19 protein-coding genes are annotated in these 22,979 nt (G+C 34.0%); 10 read left to right on the top strand and 9 right to left on the bottom strand.

Features of this window, described 5'->3' with window-relative positions:
- Positions 1–10: 10 nt before the first annotated feature.
- The gene (gene galE, locus ABD745_RS14425) at positions 11–1,033 is read right to left on the bottom strand and encodes a UDP-glucose 4-epimerase GalE (RefSeq protein ID WP_344831269.1); all 1,023 of its coding nucleotides are present in this window, start codon (positions 1,031–1,033) and stop codon (positions 11–13) included.
- Between the two features lie 467 nt (positions 1,034–1,500).
- A complete protein-coding gene (locus ABD745_RS14430) occupies positions 1,501–2,628 on the bottom strand; it encodes a DegT/DnrJ/EryC1/StrS family aminotransferase (RefSeq protein WP_344831271.1) in 1,128 nt (375 codons plus the stop codon).
- 86 nt (positions 2,629–2,714) lie between these two features.
- On the opposite strand from ABD745_RS14430, the gene ABD745_RS14435 reads away from it, so the two are divergent.
- Positions 2,715–4,322: a S8/S53 family peptidase gene (locus ABD745_RS14435; protein ID WP_344831273.1), complete on the top strand. Its 1,608-nt coding sequence runs from the start codon at positions 2,715–2,717 to the stop codon at positions 4,320–4,322.
- A gap of 151 nt (positions 4,323–4,473) precedes the next feature.
- Here the strand turns inward: ABD745_RS14435 and ABD745_RS14440 are convergent, their stop codons facing one another.
- Positions 4,474–7,008, bottom strand: a complete 2,535-nt coding sequence (locus ABD745_RS14440) for a phosphoenolpyruvate carboxylase (protein WP_344831275.1) — start codon at positions 7,006–7,008, stop codon at positions 4,474–4,476.
- A gap of 118 nt (positions 7,009–7,126) precedes the next feature.
- Between ABD745_RS14440 and ABD745_RS14445 the strand changes: the two genes are divergently transcribed.
- From ABD745_RS14445 to ABD745_RS14460, 4 genes are read left to right on the top strand one after another with little or no spacing between them, the layout of a single operon-like run.
- Positions 7,127–7,576 carry an SLATT domain-containing protein gene (locus tag ABD745_RS14445; RefSeq protein WP_344831276.1) on the top strand — a complete coding sequence of 150 codons (450 nt, stop codon included), beginning with the start codon at positions 7,127–7,129 and terminating at the stop codon, positions 7,574–7,576.
- A gap of 60 nt (positions 7,577–7,636) precedes the next feature.
- Positions 7,637–8,302 (top strand): hypothetical protein, encoded by a 666-nt coding sequence (locus ABD745_RS14450; RefSeq protein ID WP_344831278.1) that lies wholly within the window; start codon positions 7,637–7,639, stop codon positions 8,300–8,302.
- A 53-nt stretch (positions 8,303–8,355) separates the two neighbouring features.
- A complete protein-coding gene (locus tag ABD745_RS14455) occupies positions 8,356–8,760 on the top strand; it encodes a hypothetical protein (protein WP_344831280.1) in 405 nt (134 codons plus the stop codon).
- Positions 8,761–8,792: 32 nt separating this feature from the next.
- Positions 8,793–9,395, top strand: a complete 603-nt coding sequence (locus ABD745_RS14460; RefSeq protein WP_344831283.1) for a hypothetical protein — start codon at positions 8,793–8,795, stop codon at positions 9,393–9,395.
- Between the two features lie 49 nt (positions 9,396–9,444).
- Here ABD745_RS14460 and lpdA read toward each other — a convergent pair whose 3' ends face one another.
- Positions 9,445–10,845: a dihydrolipoyl dehydrogenase gene (gene lpdA / locus ABD745_RS14465; protein WP_344831285.1), complete on the bottom strand. Its 1,401-nt coding sequence runs from the start codon at positions 10,843–10,845 to the stop codon at positions 9,445–9,447.
- A gap of 100 nt (positions 10,846–10,945) precedes the next feature.
- Here lpdA and ABD745_RS14470 point away from each other — a divergent pair, with 100 nt between their 5' ends.
- The 4 genes from ABD745_RS14470 (at position 10,946) to ABD745_RS14485 (ending at position 14,261) form a co-directional block, all read left to right on the top strand.
- Positions 10,946–11,347: a winged helix-turn-helix transcriptional regulator gene (locus tag ABD745_RS14470; protein ID WP_344831288.1), complete on the top strand. Its 402-nt coding sequence runs from the start codon at positions 10,946–10,948 to the stop codon at positions 11,345–11,347.
- 306 nt (positions 11,348–11,653) lie between these two features.
- On the top strand, positions 11,654–12,817 hold the full coding sequence (locus tag ABD745_RS14475; RefSeq protein ID WP_344831291.1) for an iron-containing alcohol dehydrogenase: 1,164 nt from the start codon (positions 11,654–11,656) through the stop codon (positions 12,815–12,817).
- 248 nt (positions 12,818–13,065) lie between these two features.
- Positions 13,066–13,527 (top strand): lipocalin-like domain-containing protein, encoded by a 462-nt coding sequence (locus ABD745_RS14480; RefSeq protein WP_344831293.1) that lies wholly within the window; start codon positions 13,066–13,068, stop codon positions 13,525–13,527.
- A gap of 77 nt (positions 13,528–13,604) precedes the next feature.
- The gene (locus ABD745_RS14485; protein WP_344831295.1) at positions 13,605–14,261 is read left to right on the top strand and encodes a GDSL-type esterase/lipase family protein; all 657 of its coding nucleotides are present in this window, start codon (positions 13,605–13,607) and stop codon (positions 14,259–14,261) included.
- 60 nt (positions 14,262–14,321) lie between these two features.
- Here the strand turns inward: ABD745_RS14485 and ABD745_RS14490 are convergent, their stop codons facing one another.
- Both ABD745_RS14490 and ABD745_RS14495 read right to left on the bottom strand, forming a co-directional pair.
- Positions 14,322–15,674: a DEAD/DEAH box helicase gene (locus tag ABD745_RS14490; protein WP_344831300.1), complete on the bottom strand. Its 1,353-nt coding sequence runs from the start codon at positions 15,672–15,674 to the stop codon at positions 14,322–14,324.
- 296 nt (positions 15,675–15,970) lie between these two features.
- Positions 15,971–17,620 carry an ABC1 kinase family protein gene (locus tag ABD745_RS14495; RefSeq protein ID WP_344831305.1) on the bottom strand — a complete coding sequence of 550 codons (1,650 nt, stop codon included), beginning with the start codon at positions 17,618–17,620 and terminating at the stop codon, positions 15,971–15,973.
- Positions 17,621–17,773: 153 nt separating this feature from the next.
- Between ABD745_RS14495 and ABD745_RS14500 the strand changes: the two genes are divergently transcribed.
- Positions 17,774–17,929: a bacteriocin-like protein gene (locus ABD745_RS14500; protein WP_344831309.1), complete on the top strand. Its 156-nt coding sequence runs from the start codon at positions 17,774–17,776 to the stop codon at positions 17,927–17,929.
- A 57-nt stretch (positions 17,930–17,986) separates the two neighbouring features.
- Here the strand turns inward: ABD745_RS14500 and ABD745_RS14505 are convergent, their stop codons facing one another.
- From ABD745_RS14505 to purD, 3 genes are all read right to left on the bottom strand, one after another.
- On the bottom strand, positions 17,987–19,486 hold the full coding sequence (locus ABD745_RS14505; RefSeq protein ID WP_344831314.1) for a carbon-nitrogen hydrolase family protein: 1,500 nt from the start codon (positions 19,484–19,486) through the stop codon (positions 17,987–17,989).
- Between the two features lie 427 nt (positions 19,487–19,913).
- Positions 19,914–21,443: a glutamine-hydrolyzing GMP synthase gene (guaA, locus tag ABD745_RS14510; RefSeq protein WP_344831318.1), complete on the bottom strand. Its 1,530-nt coding sequence runs from the start codon at positions 21,441–21,443 to the stop codon at positions 19,914–19,916.
- A 223-nt stretch (positions 21,444–21,666) separates the two neighbouring features.
- Entirely contained in the window at positions 21,667–22,905 is a 1,239-nt protein-coding gene (purD, locus tag ABD745_RS14515; protein WP_344831321.1) for a phosphoribosylamine--glycine ligase, read from the bottom strand.
- Positions 22,906–22,979 lie beyond the last annotated feature (74 nt).

Raw genomic sequence — 22,979 nt, forward strand, 5'->3', positions numbered from 1 at the left:
ACTTAATTTTTTAAGCGTTTCTTATTTCTAAATATTTCTGCCATTGCCAAACCGTTCTCAAAGCCTCTTCTAATGAAGTCTCAGACTTCCAGTTAAGCTCTTTTTCCGCTTTGTCAACATTAGCATAAGCGATTGTAATATCACCTTCTCTCCTGTCACAGATCTGATAAGGAACTTCTACGTTATTTGCGAGTTCAAAAGCTTTTACGACTTCTAAAACCGAAGAACCCTTTCCTGTTCCAAGATTATAAATATTAATCTCAGCCTCATCGGAATTACTTTCCATTAATTTTTTTAAGGCTGCAACATGAGCCTTTGCAAGATCTACAACGTAAATATAATCACGAACTGCCGTTCCATCCTGCGTCGGATAATCATTACCCCAAATATTCAGCTTTTCGCGAATTCCTGCTGCAGTTTGCATCACGTAAGGTACTAAATTATTCGGAACTCCGATTGGTAATTCTCCAATTTTTGCGGATGGATGTGCCCCAATCGGGTTAAAATATCTCAATAACGAAATTTTCCGGTGATAAGCTTTTGCGAAATCAATTAAGATTTCTTCTCCCATTTGTTTTGTCTTTCCGTAAACACTTTCCGGCATTTTTAGAGGAGTATTTTCATCAATTGGCATTTTATCCGCCTGTCCGTAAACCGTACAAGATGAACTGAAAATAAAATTTGAAAGTCCTCTTTCTTTAAATTCCTGCAAAATATTGATTAATGAAAACAAATTATTCTCATAATAATCAACAGGCTTTACCTGACTTTCTCCAACTGCTTTAAATGCAGCAAAGTTGATACAGCCATCAATAGAATGTGCATCAAAAACCTGTGTCAGAAGCTCTTTTCTTTTTAAATCAAAAGGATAAAAAACAGGTTTCTTTCCCGTAATTTCCTCAATATTTTTTAAAATAAATCTTTCCGAATTAGATAAATCATCTACGATAACAACTTCAAAATCGTTATTTAAAAGTTCTACAACCGTGTGCGAACCAATATATCCTAAACCTCCCGTTACGAGTATTGCCATTTTTTTAATTATTGTTTTTTTTAATCATTATGTATTCCTATGTCTTCTATTTCAAGTTCATAAGTATTTTCTCTATATTTAAATCTATATATAATAAATAAAAAACCGAAAATAATTATATACACCATTGGTACTGTATAAAGATCTGATATGTTCTCACCAAAATCTCCTAAAATAAAAACTGAATAAAAGACAAAAACTGAAATTATCAGTAGTATTAAGAATAGAACTGCTGAAAAAACAATAATCGAATGTTTATTTTTTACAATTAGCAATATTAAAGATATCAGAGACAAAACACTAATCAAAGAAATCGTAATAAATGATATTGCGTCTAAAAAATAATCAAAATTGTTTGTCTCTAGTCTATTATAAAGCCCTATTAAGAATGAAGTAAATAAAAAAATGTTTAATAAAATTATCACCCAATAAACAAATCCATATTTGAAAACTTTCTTTTTCATTCCTTATTTTCCCATAAACTCCAACACAGCATCCGTAATATACTTCAACTGTTCATCATCCAATTCTGTGTGCATCGGAAGAGAAATCACCTGATCCAGAAGTTTATCTGTATTTACAAAATCTGCATCATTACTTTCCTGATAATAAGCTTTTTGTTTTCTCAAAGCTACAGGATAATAAATCATGGCAGGAATTTCTTTTTCAGTTAAAAATTTCTGTAATTCATTACGTTTTCCGTTCAGAATTCTCAAAGTATATTGGTGAAAAACGTGACTGGAATATTTTGCTCTTTTCGGAGTTAAGATATTTTCGTGTCCGGCAAAAGCTTCATCGTAATAATCTGCTGCTTTTTTTCTTGCTTCATTATAATTATCCAGATTCGGAAGTTTCTTTCTCAAAACCGCAGCCTGAATGCTGTCTAATCTTGAATTTACACCCACCTCATCATGATAATATCTTTCGTACATTCCGTGGTTTACAATTCCTCTTAAACGGTGAGCCAACTCATCATTATTGGTAAAAATAGCTCCTCCGTCACCATAACAACCTAAGTTTTTCGATGGAAAGAAAGAAGTTGTACCTACAGTAGACATCGTACCTGCCTGTTTTACAGTTCCGTCTGAGAATGTATATTCAGAACCGATTGCCTGTGCATTGTCTTCGATTACATATAAATTATGCTGTTCAGCAATTTTTAAAATTTCCTCCATATTTGCACACTGTCCGAAAATATGTACAGGAATGATCGCTTTTGTTTTCGGAGTGATCGCTTTTTTGATTGCTTCAGTCGAAATGGTAAAAGTATCATAATCAACATCTACCAAAACAGACTTAAGCTTCAATAAATGAATAACTTCTACCGTTGCTGCAAAGGTAAAATCTGCTGTAATAATTTCGTCTCCCTCTTTCAAATCAAGAGCCATTAAAGCAATCTGAAGTGCATCTGTACCGTTTGCACAGGGAATAACGTGTTTAACCTCTAAATAAGACTCCAATTCATTCTGGAAAGACTTTACTTCCGGGCCGTTGATAAAAGCCGCTGAATCCATTACATTTAAAACCGCATTATCTACTTCATTCTTTATCTTGTAATACTGACTTTGTAAGTCAACCATTTGAATCTTTTTCATAAATAAATATTTTTGTAAAAATAAGGAATTTAAAATCCTATCAAAAATTTTATTGATTTTGTTTTATCTTTATACAAAATAAATACATGAAAAAAACTTTACTCTTTTGTCTCTTAGCGGGTTACTCTGTGAGTTTTGCACAGACATCGCTTGTTTTTGTATTTTTTAAAGACAAACCAAACAAGGCTGCATTTTATGCAAACCCTTTGTCTGAACTGTCTCAAAAGTCCCTCAACCGCAGAACTTCATTAGGAATTGCTCTTAATGATCAGGACGCTCCTATCGAACAATCTTATATTACCAATATTCAAAGTTTAGGATTTACCGTTACGGATTATTCGAAATGGCTCAATGGTGTTGCTGTTAATGCCACTCCGGCTCAGATTGCGACGCTTCAGACTCAGACTTATGTGCAGTCTGTGGAAAGTTTTGCTAAAAATTCTTCCGGAGGAACGAAAATTAAAAATGTTAATAAATGGGAGGATTCAACAAATTCAACTAATAAAATTTTAACAACCTTTGATTACGGATCCGGTTCTGCACAGATTGACCAGATTAATCTTCGTCCGCTTCATTTGGCAGGCTATACAGGAACCGGAGTGACAATTGCGGTGATTGATACGGGATTTCCCAATGTAAATACAGGTTCTGCTTTTTCAAGATTATGGACAAACGGACATATTAAAGGAGGCTATGATTTTGTAACAAAAGGAACAGATATTTACAATACCGGCTTAAATAATCATGGTGCTGTAGTTTTGGGAGCAATCGGAGGTTACATTCAGGATACTTTTGTCGGAGCCGCACCGGATGCCGATTTTTATCTTTACCGAAGCGAAAATGCTACTGTAGAAATCCCTGAAGAAGAGCTATACTGGATCGAAGCTGCAGAAGAAGCCGACAGAAAAGGAGTTGATATGATTACAACATCTTTAGGATATGCCACTTTTGATGATCCTAAATACAATTATACCTATGCCAATTTAAACGGATCAACCTCTTTTATTGCAAGAGGAGCTGAAATTGCCGTTAATAAAGGAATCTTCACCTTATTTGCTGCCGGAAATTCCGGTGTTCAACCGTGGCATTATCTACTCACTCCAGCTGATAATACAAAAGTTTTCACGATCGGATCTGTAGACTCTGCGGGAATTTCATCAAATTTTTCTTCCTATGGACCGAATTCTGCGGGGGCTATAAAACCGGATGGAAGTACAAGAGGAACTGCAACCATTTCAGTTTACAACAATGCAACCACGGTTGTGAACGGAACATCTATTGCAACACCGATTGCTGCAGGAGGAGTTGCCTGTCTTATTCAGGCTTTTTCTACCATGAACCGCGATTTGATGAGGGATAAATTAAGACAAACCGCATCGCTATATCCTAATCATACCGATCAAATGGGTTTTGGAATCCTTAATTTCGGAAGTTTTTACAATAATGTTCTGAGTACTTCTGAATTAGTCAAGAAAAACAATGTTGCCATTTTCCCGAATCCTGTCAAAAATATTTTGAATATTGCTTCTGAAAGTGACGTTTTATCTTTGGAAGTTTATGATAATTTAGGAAGATTAATTACGAAAGCTACTCATCAAAAATCTGTGAAAGTTGAAGATTTTGCGAAAGGAGTTTATTATCTGAAAATTCAGACGAAGGAGAAATTTTATTATGAGAAATTTATAAAAGAATAAACAAAAAACCTCTCAAGTTGAGAGGTTTTTTGTTTTTATAGATGCTTCGACAAGCTCAGCATGACAATGCTACAAATTAATAGCTAATAAAAGCAGTTAGTATTTAGTATTAGAATAGAAATGGCAAGAAGAAGTTCTTTCATAATTCATTTTACGCCGAATTTCTACTCGCATTAATATTTCCAAACAAAGAACGCGTCACAAGTTTTCCATACGCTTCTTTATTCCCTTCACCTTTCTGAATTTTCATTAACGCATATTGCTGAATACTCAATAACGGCAGCACAATTCTTTCACGAATTTTCACCGATTTTCTTGATAAAGGATCTTCTTCCTGAAGCATTTTGAAGCCTGTTAATTCAAGCATAATGTTTTTTGAAAGATTAAATTCGTCGAAAAGCACATTCCAGAATTCACCGAACTTCGGATTATTTTTAATGTAATACGTTAATGGAAAATAGGATTTATTCATACTCATCATCGAGTTTAAAACCAAGGTTTTAAAGAAATCCGAACCTTTGTATAATTCTCTCACTTCATCAAATCTTCCCTGTTCTTTCATCTGCTGCATCGCAAAACCGAAACCGAAAAATCCGGGAACGTTTTGCTTCAACTGCGACCAAGAACCAACGAAAGGAATTGCTCTTAAATCTTCAAATTTCAATTCACTTCCACCACCTCTTTTCGACGGACGGCTTCCGATATTGGTTTTACCATAATATTCCAACGTACTCATTTCCTGCAAATAGGGAACGAACATTGGATGCGCTTTTAAGTCTGAATATTTTTTATAGCTGATATCTGCTAATTCGATGATTAATTCTCTTTCCTTTTCGGTTAAATCCTTTTTAGAATTTTTGAAAACATCGTTTTCAACTCCGGCTGTCAGAAGCTGTTCGAAGTTGTATTTTGCCTGTTCTTTATTCCCGAAAATACTTGTGATTGTCTGTCCCTGAATCGTTAATTCAATTTTGTTATTGGCAATTGTTTTTCCTTGTGATGCATAGAAATCATGGGTTTTTCCACCACCTCTTGCAGGCGGACCGCCTCTACCGTCGAAGAACACGACTTTAATTCCATTTTGCTCGGAAAGTTTCGTTAAAAGTTCTTTTGCTTTATAAATTTCCCAGTTGGCTTTCAGATAACCGCCGTCTTTTGTTCCATCTGAGAAACCAAGCATAATCGTCTGCTGGTTTCCTCTTTTTAAAAGATGCTTTTTGTAGATCGGATTTTGATACAGTTCACTCATCACATTTTCGGCATTGGCAAGACCTTCCATCGTTTCGAAAAGCGGAACAATATCCATATTGATCTCTTCATCCTGATAACCGCAGACCTTGAAAAACGCATACACATTCATCACATCTTTTACCGCATCGGAATTAGAAATAATATAACGGTTCATTCCTCTGTATCCGTTCAACTGTTGGATTTCTGAGACTTGAGAAACCGTCAATAAAGTATCTCTAATAATATCTTCAAAGTCGTCAGGATTAACTTTCTCTGAAATTTGAATTAGCTGATTGAATTTATCTTCCTGAGTTGCTTCAGTATTTCCAAGAACTTTAGCAAAAACCTCATCAATAACCTGCTGATGAATTCTGCTGTCCTGTCGCACATCCAACGTCGCAAAATGAGTTCCGAAAATCTTCACACGATCTTTGAAATTCACTAAAAGATCAAGAAATAACGAATTGTGCTGTTCTACCAATATTTTTTCTGCTTCTTCAAGTCTGCTAATAATATCTTCTGCTGTAATTTTTTCATTTCTGAAAATAGCAGAATACAACTCATTGCTCAGCTTCGTCAACACATCGGAAACTCCTCTGAAACTTAATCTTCTTCGTACAGATTTAAGGTTATTATAGTAAGCCTTTAAAATCGCAGAATGAAGTTCTTCCGCTACTCTTTTTGTAACATCTGCCGTCACAAAAGGATTTCCGTCGCGGTCACCTCCGGGCCAGAAGCCTAATTGAATCAGGTCTTCATGCAAATGAAAATGATCATTCCCGAAAGTTGTTTTTATTTTGGTGAAAAGCTCACCAATCGTATCATAATACACATATCTCAGATAATAAATAATACTCAATGCTTCATCAATCGGAGTTGGTTTCTCTTTGTTGACAAACGGGGTTTTTCCCAACTGCTGCAACAACATATCGATATTAGTGATAGAATCTGTTGTAATCGCATTTCTAAGATCATGAAGGATTCTCTGCACCGAATTCGGATAAAACTGCGTCGGGTGTGCCGTAAAAACAATTTTCACAGCAAAATCCTTCAGTTTTTCACGAATTTTTTCCAGTTTATGATCCTGTAATGAACGTTCATACATATTGGTTACCGTTCCGTTGTCACTTTCGGAGTGAATATTCGGAAATGCAGCATCTTCGATACTGTCAAACAAAACCACCTGTCTTTCAATATATTGTATGATTTTGAAAAGCAGTTCGGTTTTCTGCTCTTCGGTCTGTAAATCGGTATGATTTTTAAAGAATTCTTCAACGATTTCTTCAGGTGTTTTTCCTGCTTCGTAACCGACTTTGCTTTCTTCACAAAGGAAAGGAAGCAACATCCCTATATTCGTCATTTTATCATAAGGCAGGCTCATAAATAATGAATTGTAGATCTGGAATTTATTTTCCACGATCTGCCTGAATTTTTCTGCGCGTTGGTCGTGTATCATATAACAAATGTAGGGGATTTTGGTTTTAATTCAAACCTTGTTACTTTAAAAATTAATTAAAGATTTAATATACTTTCCTGAAATTAATTATATAATTTTATGTAAAACTAATTATATCATGAAAGAAGACTCTATCACAGATCCTTTTTATCTTCAGATACAAAAGGAAATTAACAGAATTGAAAGAAAAGCCGATCATTATATCTTGCTGTTCTATTTTATCAGAATTACTCAAATTATTTTTGCAGGAATAATTACTGTTTTAGCAGGAATGTCAGAAATTAATGATCTCAGTGAAGCTAAAATTATTTTGATTTTAGGAGCTGTAACGACTGCAGTTACAGCATTTGATACTTTATTTCAGGTTGACAATAAGAAAAATACCTATAAGCTTGTCTTATTTGAACTCAGAGCTATTAGGGCTGAGATCGTATATGAATTTATGAAATCAGGAGGGATTAATGATGAATTTAAAGCCACATTTTTAGAAAAATATCAAAAGGCTACTTCTTATGCCAGAGATCTTATAAGTACAGATATTGATAAGGCGAAAGAGGTTAAAAAATAATATTTTCTTTGATACTTCAAATTGAGTTTAAAATGTATATTCGCAAAAATTAAAATACAAATGAGATTCGGAATTATCTTTTATGCAATTTTAGGAATTTTAGCTTTCTTGATAGGAGTGTATTTACTCCAATACCTTATTTTTCTTTCTATTATCTTTTTCATTGGTGCATTTATCAATGGAGTTTTTATTTATAAAGAATATAATATTCACAAAAGTGATAAAATTGAATATGACGAAAGCACACTTCCCGATGAAGTTATTATTAAATATTCACGTTCAGGAAGGATTATCGCTATTTTCATCTATAGTATTTTTGTGATTCTGGGAATATTTTTTCTTTCTTGTATTATTATCAAATTTAATTTTATGTCGATATTTGTAGTTGTATTATTATCAGCATTTACAATTTATTTTATAATAAAAATTATTTTAGAAATTAAAAAAATATCTAAAATTATCATCTCAATTAATGGGAAAGGTATTCAAATAAAAGACAATCCAAGATATTTGTGGGGTGAAATCCAGCTTGAAAAAATTATTGTAAAACATTTAGTAAGTCGTGAATCCAAACATGACTACAAACCTGAAATTAATTATTTATATTTTTTTCATAACAACGAAAAAACAGAAATACAGATTGATGATTTTGACATTACAGATTATCAGCTTGCCCAGGTTTTAAAAATATTTAGGTCCCGTTACAATAATTCAAGTTTATTATAATTTTGAATACAAAAATTTAATGATTAATTTTACACATCACAGAAATTAATCCCATGAAAAAAATATTCATATTCCTTGTAATAGCTTTTCTTTTCACAGCTTGTGGTGAAGATTGCTATAATGCTCCTCAACCTATTGCTTTTAAATTCGTTGATTCTAATGATGAAAATTTAATCACGAACGGAACGCTTACAACTTATTCGGTTAAGGAAGAAAATCAAACCGGAATACAGCTCACAAAAACTAATGATGATATGGTCATTTTAGAAAACGTGGGAGCTTATAATGGTACAAAAAATTATACTTTTAGCTCTAATATAAAAAACTTTAATTTTTCAATCCAGTCGTCGGAATTTAAAGGAGGCTGTGACGGTTATCAAATCAATAAATTAACGTTTACAGGGGTAGGTATAGACGTAAAAGAGGAAAATGGATCGTATAAAATTATATTCCAATAAATTTTACTTTGCTAAATTTGCAAAACAAAAGAATGAAATTATTATTTCCGACCTTATTATTATCCGGTTTAGTTTTCAGTCAGAAAACTATTCCTTCTGATTTCAAAAAAATTCCTGAGATCCTCGACAATACCGAACTACTCTATCCTTTCATTATTCCCGACAAAAAATTTGATTATTGGTCTGTCCTCCGCAATAATCCCGATCCTGATAAAGCGATCATTTACGAAAGTCAAATGCCAAAGTTTATGACAATTAATGATCCGGCGCCGGAGAAAGGTTTCTTTCAAAAATGTTTAGGAGAAAACTGTTTTTTATACCTCATTGCCTGTGAAAATAATCAGTCTAAATATTTTTCGAATGAAAAGCAGTTGAGAGATTTTATCGGATTTATAGATAATCTTCCTGAAGCGATTTTGATTGCAAATACTTTTGGCTACATCGTTGACACAACAAACAAATTAAGCAGTTCATATAAAATTGAAGACAAAAATATTTCATTATATCTTTCAAAAATAAAAAACTGTCCGTTGATCAAAGAATCATTTTCTATCAAAATCAACAGAAAAACCGGAAAACTCGAAGCAAAGAGCAACGGAATTTATTTCAAAAGTGAAGATTGCATCACTCCATAAAAAATAAAACCGCCCATTTCAGGGCGGTTTCTTTATTTTTAAACAAATCTTAAATATTTATCGCACCTTGCCCGGAAGCGATTAAATAAGCATCTTTCAATGTTTCAGAATACGTCGGGTGTGCGTAAGAAATTCTGAACATATCTTCTGCCGTAATCTCATATTCCTGAGCAATTACTCCCTGAGCAATCAAATCGGCGGCTCTGGCTCCAATTACGTGAACGCCGAGAACTTCACCATATTTCGGATCAACCAAAACTTTTGAAAAACCATCCATATCCATCGACGCTCTCGCTCTTGCACTCGCAGAAAACGGAAATTTTCCGACATTGTAAGGAATATTATTTTTCTTTAAATATTCTTCGGAATGACCTACAGATGCAACTTCGGGCCAAGTGTAAACCACAGAAGGAATTCTGTCGTAATGAATGTGATGTTTTTGTCCGTTGATCGTTTCTGCCACCAAAACGCCTTCCTCTTCGGCTTTATGAGCCAACATTGCACCGCCAATCACGTCACCGATTGCAAAAATATTGGAAACTGCAGTCTGATTATTTTCATGAACTTTAATAAATCCTCTTTCATCCAATTCAACTCCGGTATTTTCCAAGCCCAGACCTTTTGTGAAGGCTTTTCTTCCAACTGCTACCAAAACATATTCAGCTTCCAGTTCGTTTTCTGTACCGTTTTTATCTTTAAACAAAACTTTAGCAGAAGATCCTAAATTTTCAGCTTTGTAAACACCTTGGTTTAAACGAATATCAATTCCTTCTTTTTTAAGTATTTTTTGAAGACTCTTTCCTAATTCATTATCCATTGTAGAAATCAGATTATCAGCATATTCTAAAATTGTCACCTGAGTTCCGATACGGTTGAAAATTGACGCCATTTCAACACCGATCACTCCTCCACCGATGATTATCATTGATTTTGGCTGTTCTTTTAGAGATAATGCTTCAGTTGATGTGATGATTCTCTGTTTATCGATTTCAACTCCGGGAATTGTGGATGGTTTTGAGCCTGTTGCGATGATATAATGTTTTGCTGTAACGTCAATTGTTTCATTTTCACTGACAATTTTTATGGTAGAATTATTGACGAAGCTTGCCGTTCCTTTCAACCGGGTGATTTTATTTTTATTCATTAAAAAATCGAGTCCGGCAGTATTTTTTGCGACCACTTCTGATTTTCTTTTGTACATCTGTTGAAAATCGAGTTCAACTTCACTCAATTTAATTCCGTGTTCGTTAAATTTATATTGAGCTTCAGAAAAGTGATGGGTACTATCCAGCAAAGCCTTTGTAGGAATACAGCCAACATTGGTGCAGGTTCCTCCCAAGGTATCGTATTTTTCGATGATTGCAGTTTTGTACCCAAGTTGTGCCGCTCTGATCGCAGCAACATATCCGCCAGGTCCTGAGCCGATTACAGCTATGTCATAATTTTCCATTTGATTTATTAATTTTTTATGATTAAATTTACTTTTATTTTGCAAGTAAAATTAAAACAAAAACTTTCATTTTACAAGCAATATTTTAGATATTGATACTATGAATAAAAAAAGATCAGACTGCCCTATCAGTTGTTCCCTGGAAATGTGGGGTGATAAATGGTCATTGTTGATTATACGTGATCTGATGATTAAAAAGGAATGTACATACGGAGATTTTCTGAAAGCCAATGAAAAGATTGCGACGAATATTTTAGCTTCCAGACTTCACAATCTACTGGAAAACGGAATTATCGATAAAAAAAATCATCCTGATAATAAGCTGAAATTCCTTTACTTTCTTACAGAAAAAGGGATTGATCTCATCCCATTAATTGTTGAAATTAATCTTTGGGGAGATAAATATCTGACGATTCCCGATGACAGGAAGAAATTGATTGGTGATATTAAAAAGGATAAGGAGAAATTTATTAAAAAAGCAAAGGCGTATCTTTCTAATTGATTTTAAATTTAAAAAAATTTACACAGCGTTTGTCATTCCATAGGAATCCGGACTTATTTTTAGAGATTGAATTGTAAAAATTATCGTTTAGATTCCTACGGAATGACAAACGCTGTGGTTAACTTGATGGGTTGAACATTATATGGTTTTAATATCATAATGAGATTGCTTCGTCGCTTCGCTCCTCGCAATGAGAAGTAAAAACCTGATAGTTTTAATAAAAATCAATCATAATAATTTTAAAACTTCCTTAACTCAATTTTCACTTTGCATTCCGTAAATTTGGATAAAATAAATTTAAGAACAATGCTTAATTTCGAGTTTAAAAATCCGACAAAAATACTTTTCGGGAAAGGTGAAATCGCTAAAATTTCAAAGGAAATCCCACAAGATGCCAAAGTTTTAATGATTTACGGTGGCGGAAGCATCAAAAACAACGGCGTTTACGATCAGGTGAAAGAAGCTTTGAAAGATCATGAATTATTCGAATTCGGTGGAGTTCCTGCCAATCCTGAATATGAAGTACTGATTAATGCTTTAAGTTTCATCAAAGAAAAAAACATTACTTTCCTTCTGGCTGTCGGCGGCGGTTCTGTGATTGACGGAACAAAATTCCTTTCTGCAGCGGCAAATTACGCAGGCGAACCTTGGGAAATCCTGAAAAAACCTGTAAGAACTTTTGAAGGAGAAGGAATGCCTTTCGGAAGTGTTCTGACATTACCCGCAACGGGTTCTGAAATGAATTCGGGATATGTAATTTCAAGAAGAGAAACGAATGAAAAATTATCTGCAGGCGGTCCTGGGCTTTTCCCACAGTTTTCGGTTTTAGATCCGGAGGTAGTAAGATCAATTCCTCCAAGACAGATCGTAAACGGACTAACAGATGCTTACACTCACGTTTTAGAACAATATATGACGGCACCTTCTTCAGCTGATCTTCAGGAAAGAATCGCAGAAAGTATTTTAATCAGCTTACAGGAAACTGCTCCGAAAGTTTTGGCAGATGATTTTGATTATGATGCTGCAGGAAATTTCATGTGGTGCTGTACAATGGCTTTGAATGGCTTAATTCAGAAAGGAGTCATTACAGATTGGGCAGTTCATGCAATGGGACACGAATTAACGGCTTATTTCGGAATTGATCATGCAAGAACATTGGCTGTAATCGCTCCGTCTCATTACCGTTATAATTTTGAGTCTAAAAAAGGAAAATTAGCTCAATATGCGGAACGAGTTTGGGGAATAAAAGACGGAACTGTTGAAGAAAAAGCCGAAGCAGGAATTAAAAAATTAGAAGAATTTTTCCATAGCTTACATATTCAGACTAAGCTTTCAGAATATACGGAAGACTACAAGGGAACCGCAGAAAGAGTTGAAAAAGCCTTTACAGAAAGGAATTGGCTAGGTTTAGGAGAATACAAAAAACTGACTCCACAAGACGCTTATAAGATTGTTGAAATGAGTTATTAATAAAACTGGAGATGGGAGCTAAAAGCTAAAGACTGCTTTTATGATTTAAGCTGTGATTATTAAAGTTTAATCATAATAATCTTTAAATAATTTCAATTTTAAATCTATAATTTTAAGTTCTTTCCACAATTATCTTCCATCCCCTAAGTAAAATTCATTTATTTACAAACATTCGTTTAAAAAAGTTTAATTTCATTATAAATATTTCAAATTTATTTATATTTTAGCATATTCTTAAATTTGTGAAAATGAAAAAACAATTACTTTTATTTGCCTTTTCAGCGTTAGCGCTTACTTCTTGTTCAGATGATGATATCCAGGGTTATGAAATGGATATGATGAAAGGTGATTGGAAGATCAGTAAAAGAGAAGTTATCTCTGGAAAAGATGATAAAACAGTAATTAGTACATATACTCCAACAGGATGTGAAGCTAAAAACAATACATATTTTGGTACAGATTATTCCACGGCTTTTACTTCTTATTCCGGAGTGGGCGCCAGTTGTAATGTAAATGGTTTTAGTTCAGGAACTTACAGCTACGATACTGATACCAAAAATTTAGTCATTAATTATAATAATGACAGTCCAAGAAAATATCAGATTGTGATTCTTACAAGTTCAGAAATGAGGATAAAACAAATGTATGACAATATCGATCAAAATGGAGATCTGGTTCCAGATGCAGAATATGTTTCTTATAAAAGATAAAAAATAAACTCTCGAATTTTTCGGGAGTTTTTTATGAAAAAGAAAAATTTTAATACTAACTAAAAATTATTAAAACAATGAAGAAGATGTTATCAGCATTTTTATTGCTGACTTTTGCCCTTTTCTTTTCACAGGAAAAAGAACCCATGTTCTGGCAGGACATTCAGAATTTCAAAAAATTAGATCAGGAAACTGCTCCAAAAAAAGATGCTATTCTTTTGGTTGGAAGCTCATCTTTTACAAAATGGACGGATGTTGCCAATTATTTCCCCGATAAAACAATCATTAACAGAGGTTTTGGAGGTTCAAGACTTACTGATCTTAACTTTTACGCTAATGATCTTTTAAATCCTTATCAGCCAAAACAAATCATTGTCTACTGCGGTGAAAACGATTTTGCAGATAATCATCAATTAAAAGCTGAAGTTGTGGTTGGCAGGTTTAAAACATTTTACAAAAAGATCCGTCAGAAATTCCCGAATATCGAAGTTGATTATATTTCTATAAAATATTCTCCAAGTCGCGAAAAGCTTTGGCCACAAATGAAAGAAGCGAACAAACAAATTGCAGCTTTTATGAAAAAAGAACCAAATGCAGAATTCATCGATATTACAAAAGTGATGCAGGATTCAAATGGAAATGTAAGAAAAGATCTTTTTGTAGAAGATATGCTTCATATGACTCCGGAAGGTTATCAACTCTGGACTTCTGTGATGAATCCTTATATGAAATAAATTAGCAAAAAAATTCTTATTATAAACAAAAACTCCCGAAAATTCGGGAGTTTTATTATTTTATTTCTTTCTTTTAGACTTTGAAATTGCTTTTTGTTGGGCTCTGTTTGCCCCGAATTTTTTCGGTGCTTTTCTTTTTGAAGGTCCACCCCAGTTTTCCTTCTTATTTTTATCTTTTTTCTCATGGAAAGCTCCTCCACCGTCATTCAATTTTACTTGTGCTGGATTTTTCATTATGATCGTATCTTCTTCAGAAGCAATCTTTTTAGGATTAATTTTCACTTCTTCAGGGAAATCAACGTATTTCAAATCTCTATCCATCAGCAATTCGATGTCAAGAATCAAAGTTTCTTCTTTTTTCGTTACAAAAGTAACAGCTTTACCGTCTTTATCAGCTCTACCCGTTCTACCGATTCTGTGAATATACTGTTCAGGAACTTCAGGTGTTTCAAAGTTGATAACGTGTGTAATATTCGAAATATCAAGCCCTCTTGCCATAACATCCGTCGTTATCAAACCTCTAATCTCCTCGTTCTCAAAGCTTTTCATAGCTTTTAACCTGTAATTTTGAGATTTATTAGAGTGAATAACGTCAAACTGTCCGGGAAAAAGCTCATCAATTTTTGTAAATAATAAATCTGCATGTTTTTTATTATTATTAAAAATCAACACTTTAGACATATCCGTATCATTTTTCAGCAAATGCTCCAGCAAATTGATTTTCGTATTGAAATTCTCTACCTTATAACCTCTCTGCTCAATTTTTTCAAGCGGAGTTCCTGATTTTGCCAATGAAATTTCGATGGGACCTGCAAAATACTGATCCAGCATTTCGTCTACTGCGTCTGTCATGGTTGCAGAGAAAAGAATATTCTGTCTCTTATCTTTCATCATTTCAAAAATGTGAGTTAATTGCGGTCTGAAACCTAAATTAAGCATCTCATCAAACTCATCAATGATCAGTTTCTGAACTTCTTTCAGGGAAATGGCATTATCAATCGCCAGATCCATTACTCTACCCGGAGTTCCTACCAAAATATCGCAGCCGTTATTAAACAACAGTTTTTGCGTATTGATATTCTTTCCACCATAAATTCCGATAACTCTTGCAGTAATATTTTCCGTTAATTTCTCAACAATTTCAGATACCTGAACTACCAGTTCCCTTGTAGGAACCAATATTAAAACGGTAGGATTTCCGCTTTTATTATATTTCCAGGTTTTAAGAACAGGCAGAAGATAAGCTAATGTTTTCCCGGTTCCGGTCTGTGCAATTCCCATTACATCTCTCCCGGAAAGGATCGGTCCGATACTCTTTTCCTGAATCGGTGTAGGTTCAAATAAATTCAGATCCGCTAAAACATCAAGAACTTTAACCGGAAGGTCAAAATCTGCAAAAGTGAGTTTTTCCATTTTGCAAAGATAGGCAATTAATTTATTTGTAAAATTTAAGTTAAAGATGCTCTCTGATGTGAAAATTTTCAGTTTAAAATTTTCAGTTTTGAGTTTAATCGGATGCTTCGACAGGCTCAGCATGACACCGTTAAAAATTAGCTTCTAAAAGTTAGATTAAGAATGTCATGCTGAGCCTGTCGAAGCATCTCACACTTTATAAAAATAATCTCAGCCAAGCTTTAAATATTGTAGAAATTCCTACTAAATGACAAACTTTGTGCTTATTTTTTCTTTGCGAAATCTTCACAAATAAATTATTTTCGGGTAATTCTCAACAAAAGTATAATCATCAGTAATATCGAAAAAACAAATCCCAACACTGCAACCACAGACATTTCGCCAATTCTCGGTCCCGCTTCAGAAACAAAAACAATGGCAGTTGCAATAATATTTGCCCCTAAAATCATTGCTAAAATAAGATTAACAATACTGGATTTTATAATTTGATTCGTCTTATCAATATTTTTAATTTCACTTGAAATAGTAAATTTATTTTCATCTAATTTTTGTAAAACAGAACGCAATTCTTTCGGGATTTCATCCACATTATCTGTGAAATTCATCATTCTGTCCATTCCGGTTTTTAAAAGATTCTTTGGGTTGATCTTTTTGGTGAATATTTTTTTCGTGTAAGGACTGAGACTTTTTACGATATCCAAATCTGGATTTATGGTTCGTCCGACTCCCTCTATTAAGCCAATTCCTTTAAACAAAAGATAAAAATAATCGGGCATATTAAGTCGATTATCTTTCAAAACATCTTTCATTTTGTTTATAATTAAATGAGGATCAATCTCCTTTAACGAAGAACTGTGAACAAAATTCAGAATGTCATCTACATCGTTTTCAAACCTCCTTTCATCAGGGATCTGATAGCTGATTGCCATTTTTTTGAGGTATCTTACAATCTTGTGAGGATTTTTGGCAACGAAACTTATAATTAAATTTTCAAGGACTTCTTTATCGTTCGGCGGAATTTTCCCTACCGCACCAAAATCAATAAAAACAACTTTTCCATCTTTTTTCACTAAAATATTTCCCGCATGCGGATCTGCATGAAAGAAACCGTAATCTAAAATCTGTGAAACGAAAAGCCTCAAACCAACCTCTGAAACATTTACCGGATCAATATTATTTTCTAAAAGTGACGGTTTATCAATAACTTTTATTCCGTCAATAAATTCCATGCAAAGAACATTATTATTGGAAAATTCTCCGTAAACGTTCGGAACATATGTTTCTTTGCTATCTTTAAAATTTCTTCTGAATTGCAGAATATTTTCCTTTTCATTAATCAGGGAAACCTCTTCTAACAAAGATTTTTCAAAAGTCGAAATCGCCTGTTTCAGATTCAGCTTCTCTCCTATTTCCGAGTATGACGAAACAAGTTTTTCAAGATCTTTAATTAATAATAAATCATCTTCAATAACAGTCTGAACATCAGGTTTTTTAATTTTTAAAATCACCTCATTTCCATCGAGCAAAGTGGCTTTATAAACCTGCGCTATCGAAGCTGTAGCCAATGGATCTTTCTGAATATCAAGAAAATGTTCTTTAATGGAAATATCAAATTCATTTTCTATGATCTCCTCAACATTCATTTCTACCACGTCCACTTTATCCTGTAATTTCTGCAGTTCCTGAATGAGTTCCGGCGGAAGAAGGTCTTCCCTGTTGCTGAAGGTCTGACCAAGCTTCACAAAAGTAGGTCCCAGCTCTTCCAAAACCAACCGTATTCTTTCATAAACTGTTCCTTTCGAAACAATTTCATCAGAATTATTGGGAATTTCTACCTGTTTATTTCCGCTGTTCATTCTCGCCAACATATCTTTAAAACCGTATTTACTCAACACGGAAATCAGTTTGGCGGATCTTTTCAGTTTTCTTTGCTGCTTGTCAAACATATCTTGAAATGTAAGTGCAATTTAATTCAAAAATTATTCCTATTAATGTTCAGATTAATTTATATCAAAACTTTTTAAGATCAAATTTTATTAGCAGGATTTTTTTAACTTTACAATTACCAAATACTAAAACTAACCTCTAAAATTATTAAAATGAAAAATTTAAAGAAAATCTCAAGAGAGCAAATGAAAAGTATTTCAGGAGCCGGAATTATCAGAAATTGTTCATACAAATGCTGTCCGGACGACGGCAGACCAAGATGTCCGGGATTAATTTGTCCTGCTGTACTTTGTCCGCAATTAGCTTAATATTTAAGTTAAAAAACAACAAAATAGAAACGGAATGCAGTCTTGCATTCCGTTTTTTTATTTTAGATACGTTTCGTACAAATCTCTTCTTCGGTCTTTCATCACCTGGACTGAGCCGTTATGGTGAAGATCCTTTAATAAATTTAAATCTACATCGACAATTAAGGTCATTTCTGTGTTTGGGGTTGCTTCTCCTTTCACTGCATTCGATGGAAACGCAAAATCAGAAGGCGTGAAAACTGCAGCCTGACCAAACTGAATATCCATATTATTAACACCCGGAAGATTTCCTACACAACCCGCAATGGCAACATAACATTCGTTTTCGATCGCTCTCGCTGCTGCACAATGACGAACTCTCATGTAAGCATTCTGAGTATCAGTTAAATAAGGAACAAAAAGAATTTTCATTCCCTGATCTGCTAAAATCCTTGGAAGTTCCGGAAATTCAACATCATAGCAAATGACAAGACCGATTTTCCCACAATCTGTGTCGAAAACCCTGATCTCGTTTCCGCCTTTCATTCCGTAGTATTTTTTCTCGTTTGGCGTGATGTGAATTTTTCGGTATTCATCGACTCTTCCGTCTCTGTGAAGAAGATAACTTACATTATACAAATCATTATTTTCAAAAACCGGTATACTTCCGGAAATAATATTGACATTATAACTGATTGCCAAATCGGAGATTTTCATCTTAATTTCTTCCGATAATTTTGCCAACTCAATCATACTGTCTCTCTCAGAAAGTTTGTTGAACGGCGCCAATAAAGGTGTATTGAATAATTCAGGGAAAAGAACGAAATCCGCTTTATAATCTCCCATTACATCAACAAAAAACTCAACCTGTTCGTAGAAAGCGTCAATATCCTTAAAATGTCTCATCTGCCATTGAACCAATCCCAAACGAATGATACTGTCCTGCATTGTGTTTGGCTTTTTGCTGTAATAAATATTATTCCATTGAAGCAAAACCGCATTTTCTTTGGAAGATTCATCTTCCGGCAAATACTTTTTTAAAACTCTGATTGGCAAGAAGTTATTAGACAATTGAAAAGATAAAACAGGATCGTAAATTTCCTTATCTCTTACTCTTCGGATATATTCTCTTGGTGATAATTCACTGTGTTTATGGTAATTCGGGATCCTTCCGCCTAAAACTATTGATCTCAGATTTAATAATTCACAAAGCTCTTTTCGTGCATCATACAATCTTCTTCCTAATCTCAGTTCGCGAAATTCGGGATCGACAAAAACTTCAATTCCATATAAGACATTTCCGGTTGATAAATGGGTATTAAAAGTATAATTTCCTGTAATATCACTGTAGGTATGATCGTCTCCAAATTCGTCATAATTCACAATAATGGAAAGCGCAACTGCAGCCAATTTTCCGTCTACTGTTATACAGATCTGGCCTTTAGGAAATATTTTGGTTAATTTTTCGATGCTTTTTTTAGACCATACGTATTCCGACATTTGAGGATAAGCACGCCTCATCGTTTCTACCAATCCATCGTAATCCTGAACCGTAAGGGTTCTCGTTTCTATTTGCATTTGAAGTAATTTTACTTAAATTTAGGGAAAATTTAAACAAATCCGATTTAATACAATTAAAGATTTTATTAAAAATTTCTTATAACAAATGAAAATCTACGCGTTAATTCAAACTATAAGTATTACAATTATTTTTGCCTTAAGAATTTTCTATGCTGATTCATCAATTAATGTTTCACATAATTTGAATTTATTATTTAATTCAAATATCAATATTGGTGATGCAAAAAGTTTTGTTTATTTTTATTTAATGTTGTCAATGATATTAAACTATCTTATTTTTCATAAGCGCTGGATGTTTAAAGCTATTTATTGTTTATTAATTTGTATAAATATTTTACTGATTGTATTTTCATTAAAGCAATTTTAAGCTTAAAACAAAAATCCCACCCAAAGGCAGGATTTATATTTAAAATTCAAGTCAAAATTATTCCCACTCGATTGTTGCAGGTGGTTTGCTTGAAATATCATAAGCTACTCTGTTGATCCCTCTTACTTCGTTGATGATTCTGCTTGAAACAGTATCTAAAAACTCATAAGGAAGTCTGCTCCAAGTTGCTGTCATGAAGTCGATGGTGTTTGCAGAACGAACTACCGCTGTGTATTCGTAAGTTCTTTCATCGCCCATCACTCCGACTGATTTTACCGGAAGAAGTACCACGAAAGCCTGAGAAACTTTTTCGTACAAATCATTTTTATACAGTTCTTCGATGAAAATATCATCAGCTTCTTGCAAAATTCTAACTTTATCAGCATCAACAGCTCCTAAAATTCTGATTCCCAAACCAGGACCAGGGAAAGGATGTCTGTGTACCAAATGATGAGGAATACCCAATTCTTCTCCTACTTTTCTTACTTCATCTTTAAATAATTCTCTTAAAGGCTCTAATAATTCAAACTCCATTTCTTCAGGAAGCCCACCAACGTTGTGGTGAGATTTGATTACTGCAGATGGTCCGTTTACAGACTGACTTTCAATAACATCCGGATAGATTGTTCCCTGAGCTAAGAATTTTGCCCCTTCAATTTTATGAGATTCTTCGTCAAAAACGTGAATAAATTCATTTCCTATGATCTTTCTTTTTGCTTCAGGATCATCAACTCCTGCTAATTTTGATAAAAATCTTTCAGAAGCATCAACCAGTTTAATGTTCATATGGAAATGTTCTCCATAATTATCCATTACTTTTTTGCCTTCATCTTTTCTCAATAAACCGGTATCAACAAAGATACATTGCAACTGATCGCCGATTGCTCTGTGAATTAAAACCGCTGCCACAGAAGAATCTACACCTCCTGAAAGTCCAAGGATCACTTTTTGATCACCTACTCTTTCACGGATTTCTGTGATTGTTTTATCAATATAATTGGTCAGTTTCCAGTTTTTCTCTGCATTACAAATTCCAAAAACGAAATTCTCCAACATTTTTCCACCTTCTTCTGTGTGAGAAACTTCCGGGTGGAACTGTACACAATATATTTTTTTATCCTCATTTGAAATCGAAGCGATTACACCAGATTTTGCATTTAATTCAAAACCTGCAGGCAATTCCCCAACCTCGTCAAAGTGGCTCATCCACACAATAGAATTGTTTGTAACTCCTTTTAACAAAGAGCTTTCTTTAATGATATCTAAATGAGCTTTTCCATATTCACCTTTTACGCCTTTATGAACTTTTCCACCCAAAAGATGTGCTGTCAACTGCATTCCGTAGCAAATTCCTAAAACCGGAATTCCCTGCTCGTATAATTCTTTTTTAACTAAATGAGCATTTTCTGCATTCACAGAACTTGGTCCACCGGAAAGGATAATTCCTCTCGGCTGTTTTTCTAAAATAGTTTCTAATGGTGTATTGAAAGGCAAAATTTCAGAATATACACCCATCTCACGGATTCTTCTTCCGATAAGCTGGTTGTACTGAGATCCGAAATCTAATATGATAATACCGTTGTTCATTTTTTGAATTGATAAATTATTGTTGAATTATTTTATCCGGGTTTCACCCGGAGCTATTATAGTTTCGCCCCCTTCAGGGCTCAATATAACTCTTAATTAAGTTTTGGCTAAAGCCGAGTTCTATATTCCAACTTTTTTAATCGGGCAAAGCCTGATCCTATTGATGAAATCTTTACAAAAAAAGACTTGGAAATTGCTCCAAATCTTTTTTTGTGATTTTATTTTAAAACTTTCCGATGTCTTCTCTGTAGAAGCCGTAATCGAAATGCACGTGACTTGCATCTTCGTAAACTTTCTTGCGGGCATCTTCGTAAGTTGCTCCCGTAGCTACGATGTTTAGAACTCTACCACCGTTTGAAACTACTTTGTCACCTTTTTTGATAGCTCCGGCATACAAAAGTTTGCTGTGCTTCATTTTGTCTTCGCCAACGATTTCAAAACCTGTCTCAATGTTTCTTGGATAACCTCCCGAACACATTACAAGACAAACCGCTTTTTCGTCTTTAAATTTAAGCTCAATGTCTCTTCCTTCCATACAGTCATTAATAACGTCTAATAGATTATTTTCCATTAAAGCCATCAACACCTGAGTTTCAGGATCACCGAATCTCATGTTATATTCAAGAAGATAAGTTCCGTTTTTAGTGACCATTAATCCGAAGAAAATGATTCCTTTAAAGCTGAAACCTTCCCCTTTAAGACCTGCAATAGTAGGTTCTAGAATATTTTTCTCGAAATCTGCCTGATGTTCTGCTGTAAATTCCGGGCTTGGTGCCACTGAACCCATACCTCCTGTATTTGGTCCTGTATCACCGTTCCCAGCTTTTTTATAATCTTTAGCAGCAACACAAGGGAATAACTTTTCGCCGTTTGAGAAAGCAATAATTGAAGCTTCAAAACCTTGTAAAAATTCTTCGATAACTAAACGAATTCCCGCATCTCCATAAATTCTGCGAATCATGAAATCGTGGATGGTAGCTTCAGCTTCTTCCAGAGTATCGCAAATTACAACACCTTTTCCACCAGCTAAACCGCTAGCTTTCACTACTAAAGGAAATTCCTGAGTCTGAACATATGCTTTAGCTTCGTTATATGAATCAAATACCACAGCTTTTGCCGTTTTGATATCATAGGTCTGCATAAATTTCTTAGAGAAAGCCTTACTTCCTTCCAGGCTGGCTACTTTTTGAGTCGGACCGAAAACTTTAAGGTCGTGCTTCTTAAATTCATCCTTCAAACCAGCTACAAGCGGTGCTTCAGGACCTACGATAGTTAAATCTACCTTTTCTTTAATAGCAAAATCTCTAAGTTCTTTAATCTCTGATAAATGAACATTTTTCCCTATTACATCGGTAGTTGCGTTTCCGTTTGCAAAAAACATTTTAGAAACTCTCGAGTCGTTCTGAAGCTTTGCAGCCAAAGCTGACTCTCTTCCACCTTCACCTATGATTAATATTCTCATATTTTATTTAATTAACAAGTCTATTTTACAAATATATAATTTAAAATTAAAAAATTGAGAGATTAAGGAATTAA

Source organism: Chryseobacterium ginsenosidimutans, assembly GCF_039536845.1.
Classification (GTDB): Bacteria; Bacteroidota; Bacteroidia; order Flavobacteriales; family Weeksellaceae; genus Chryseobacterium; species Chryseobacterium ginsenosidimutans_B.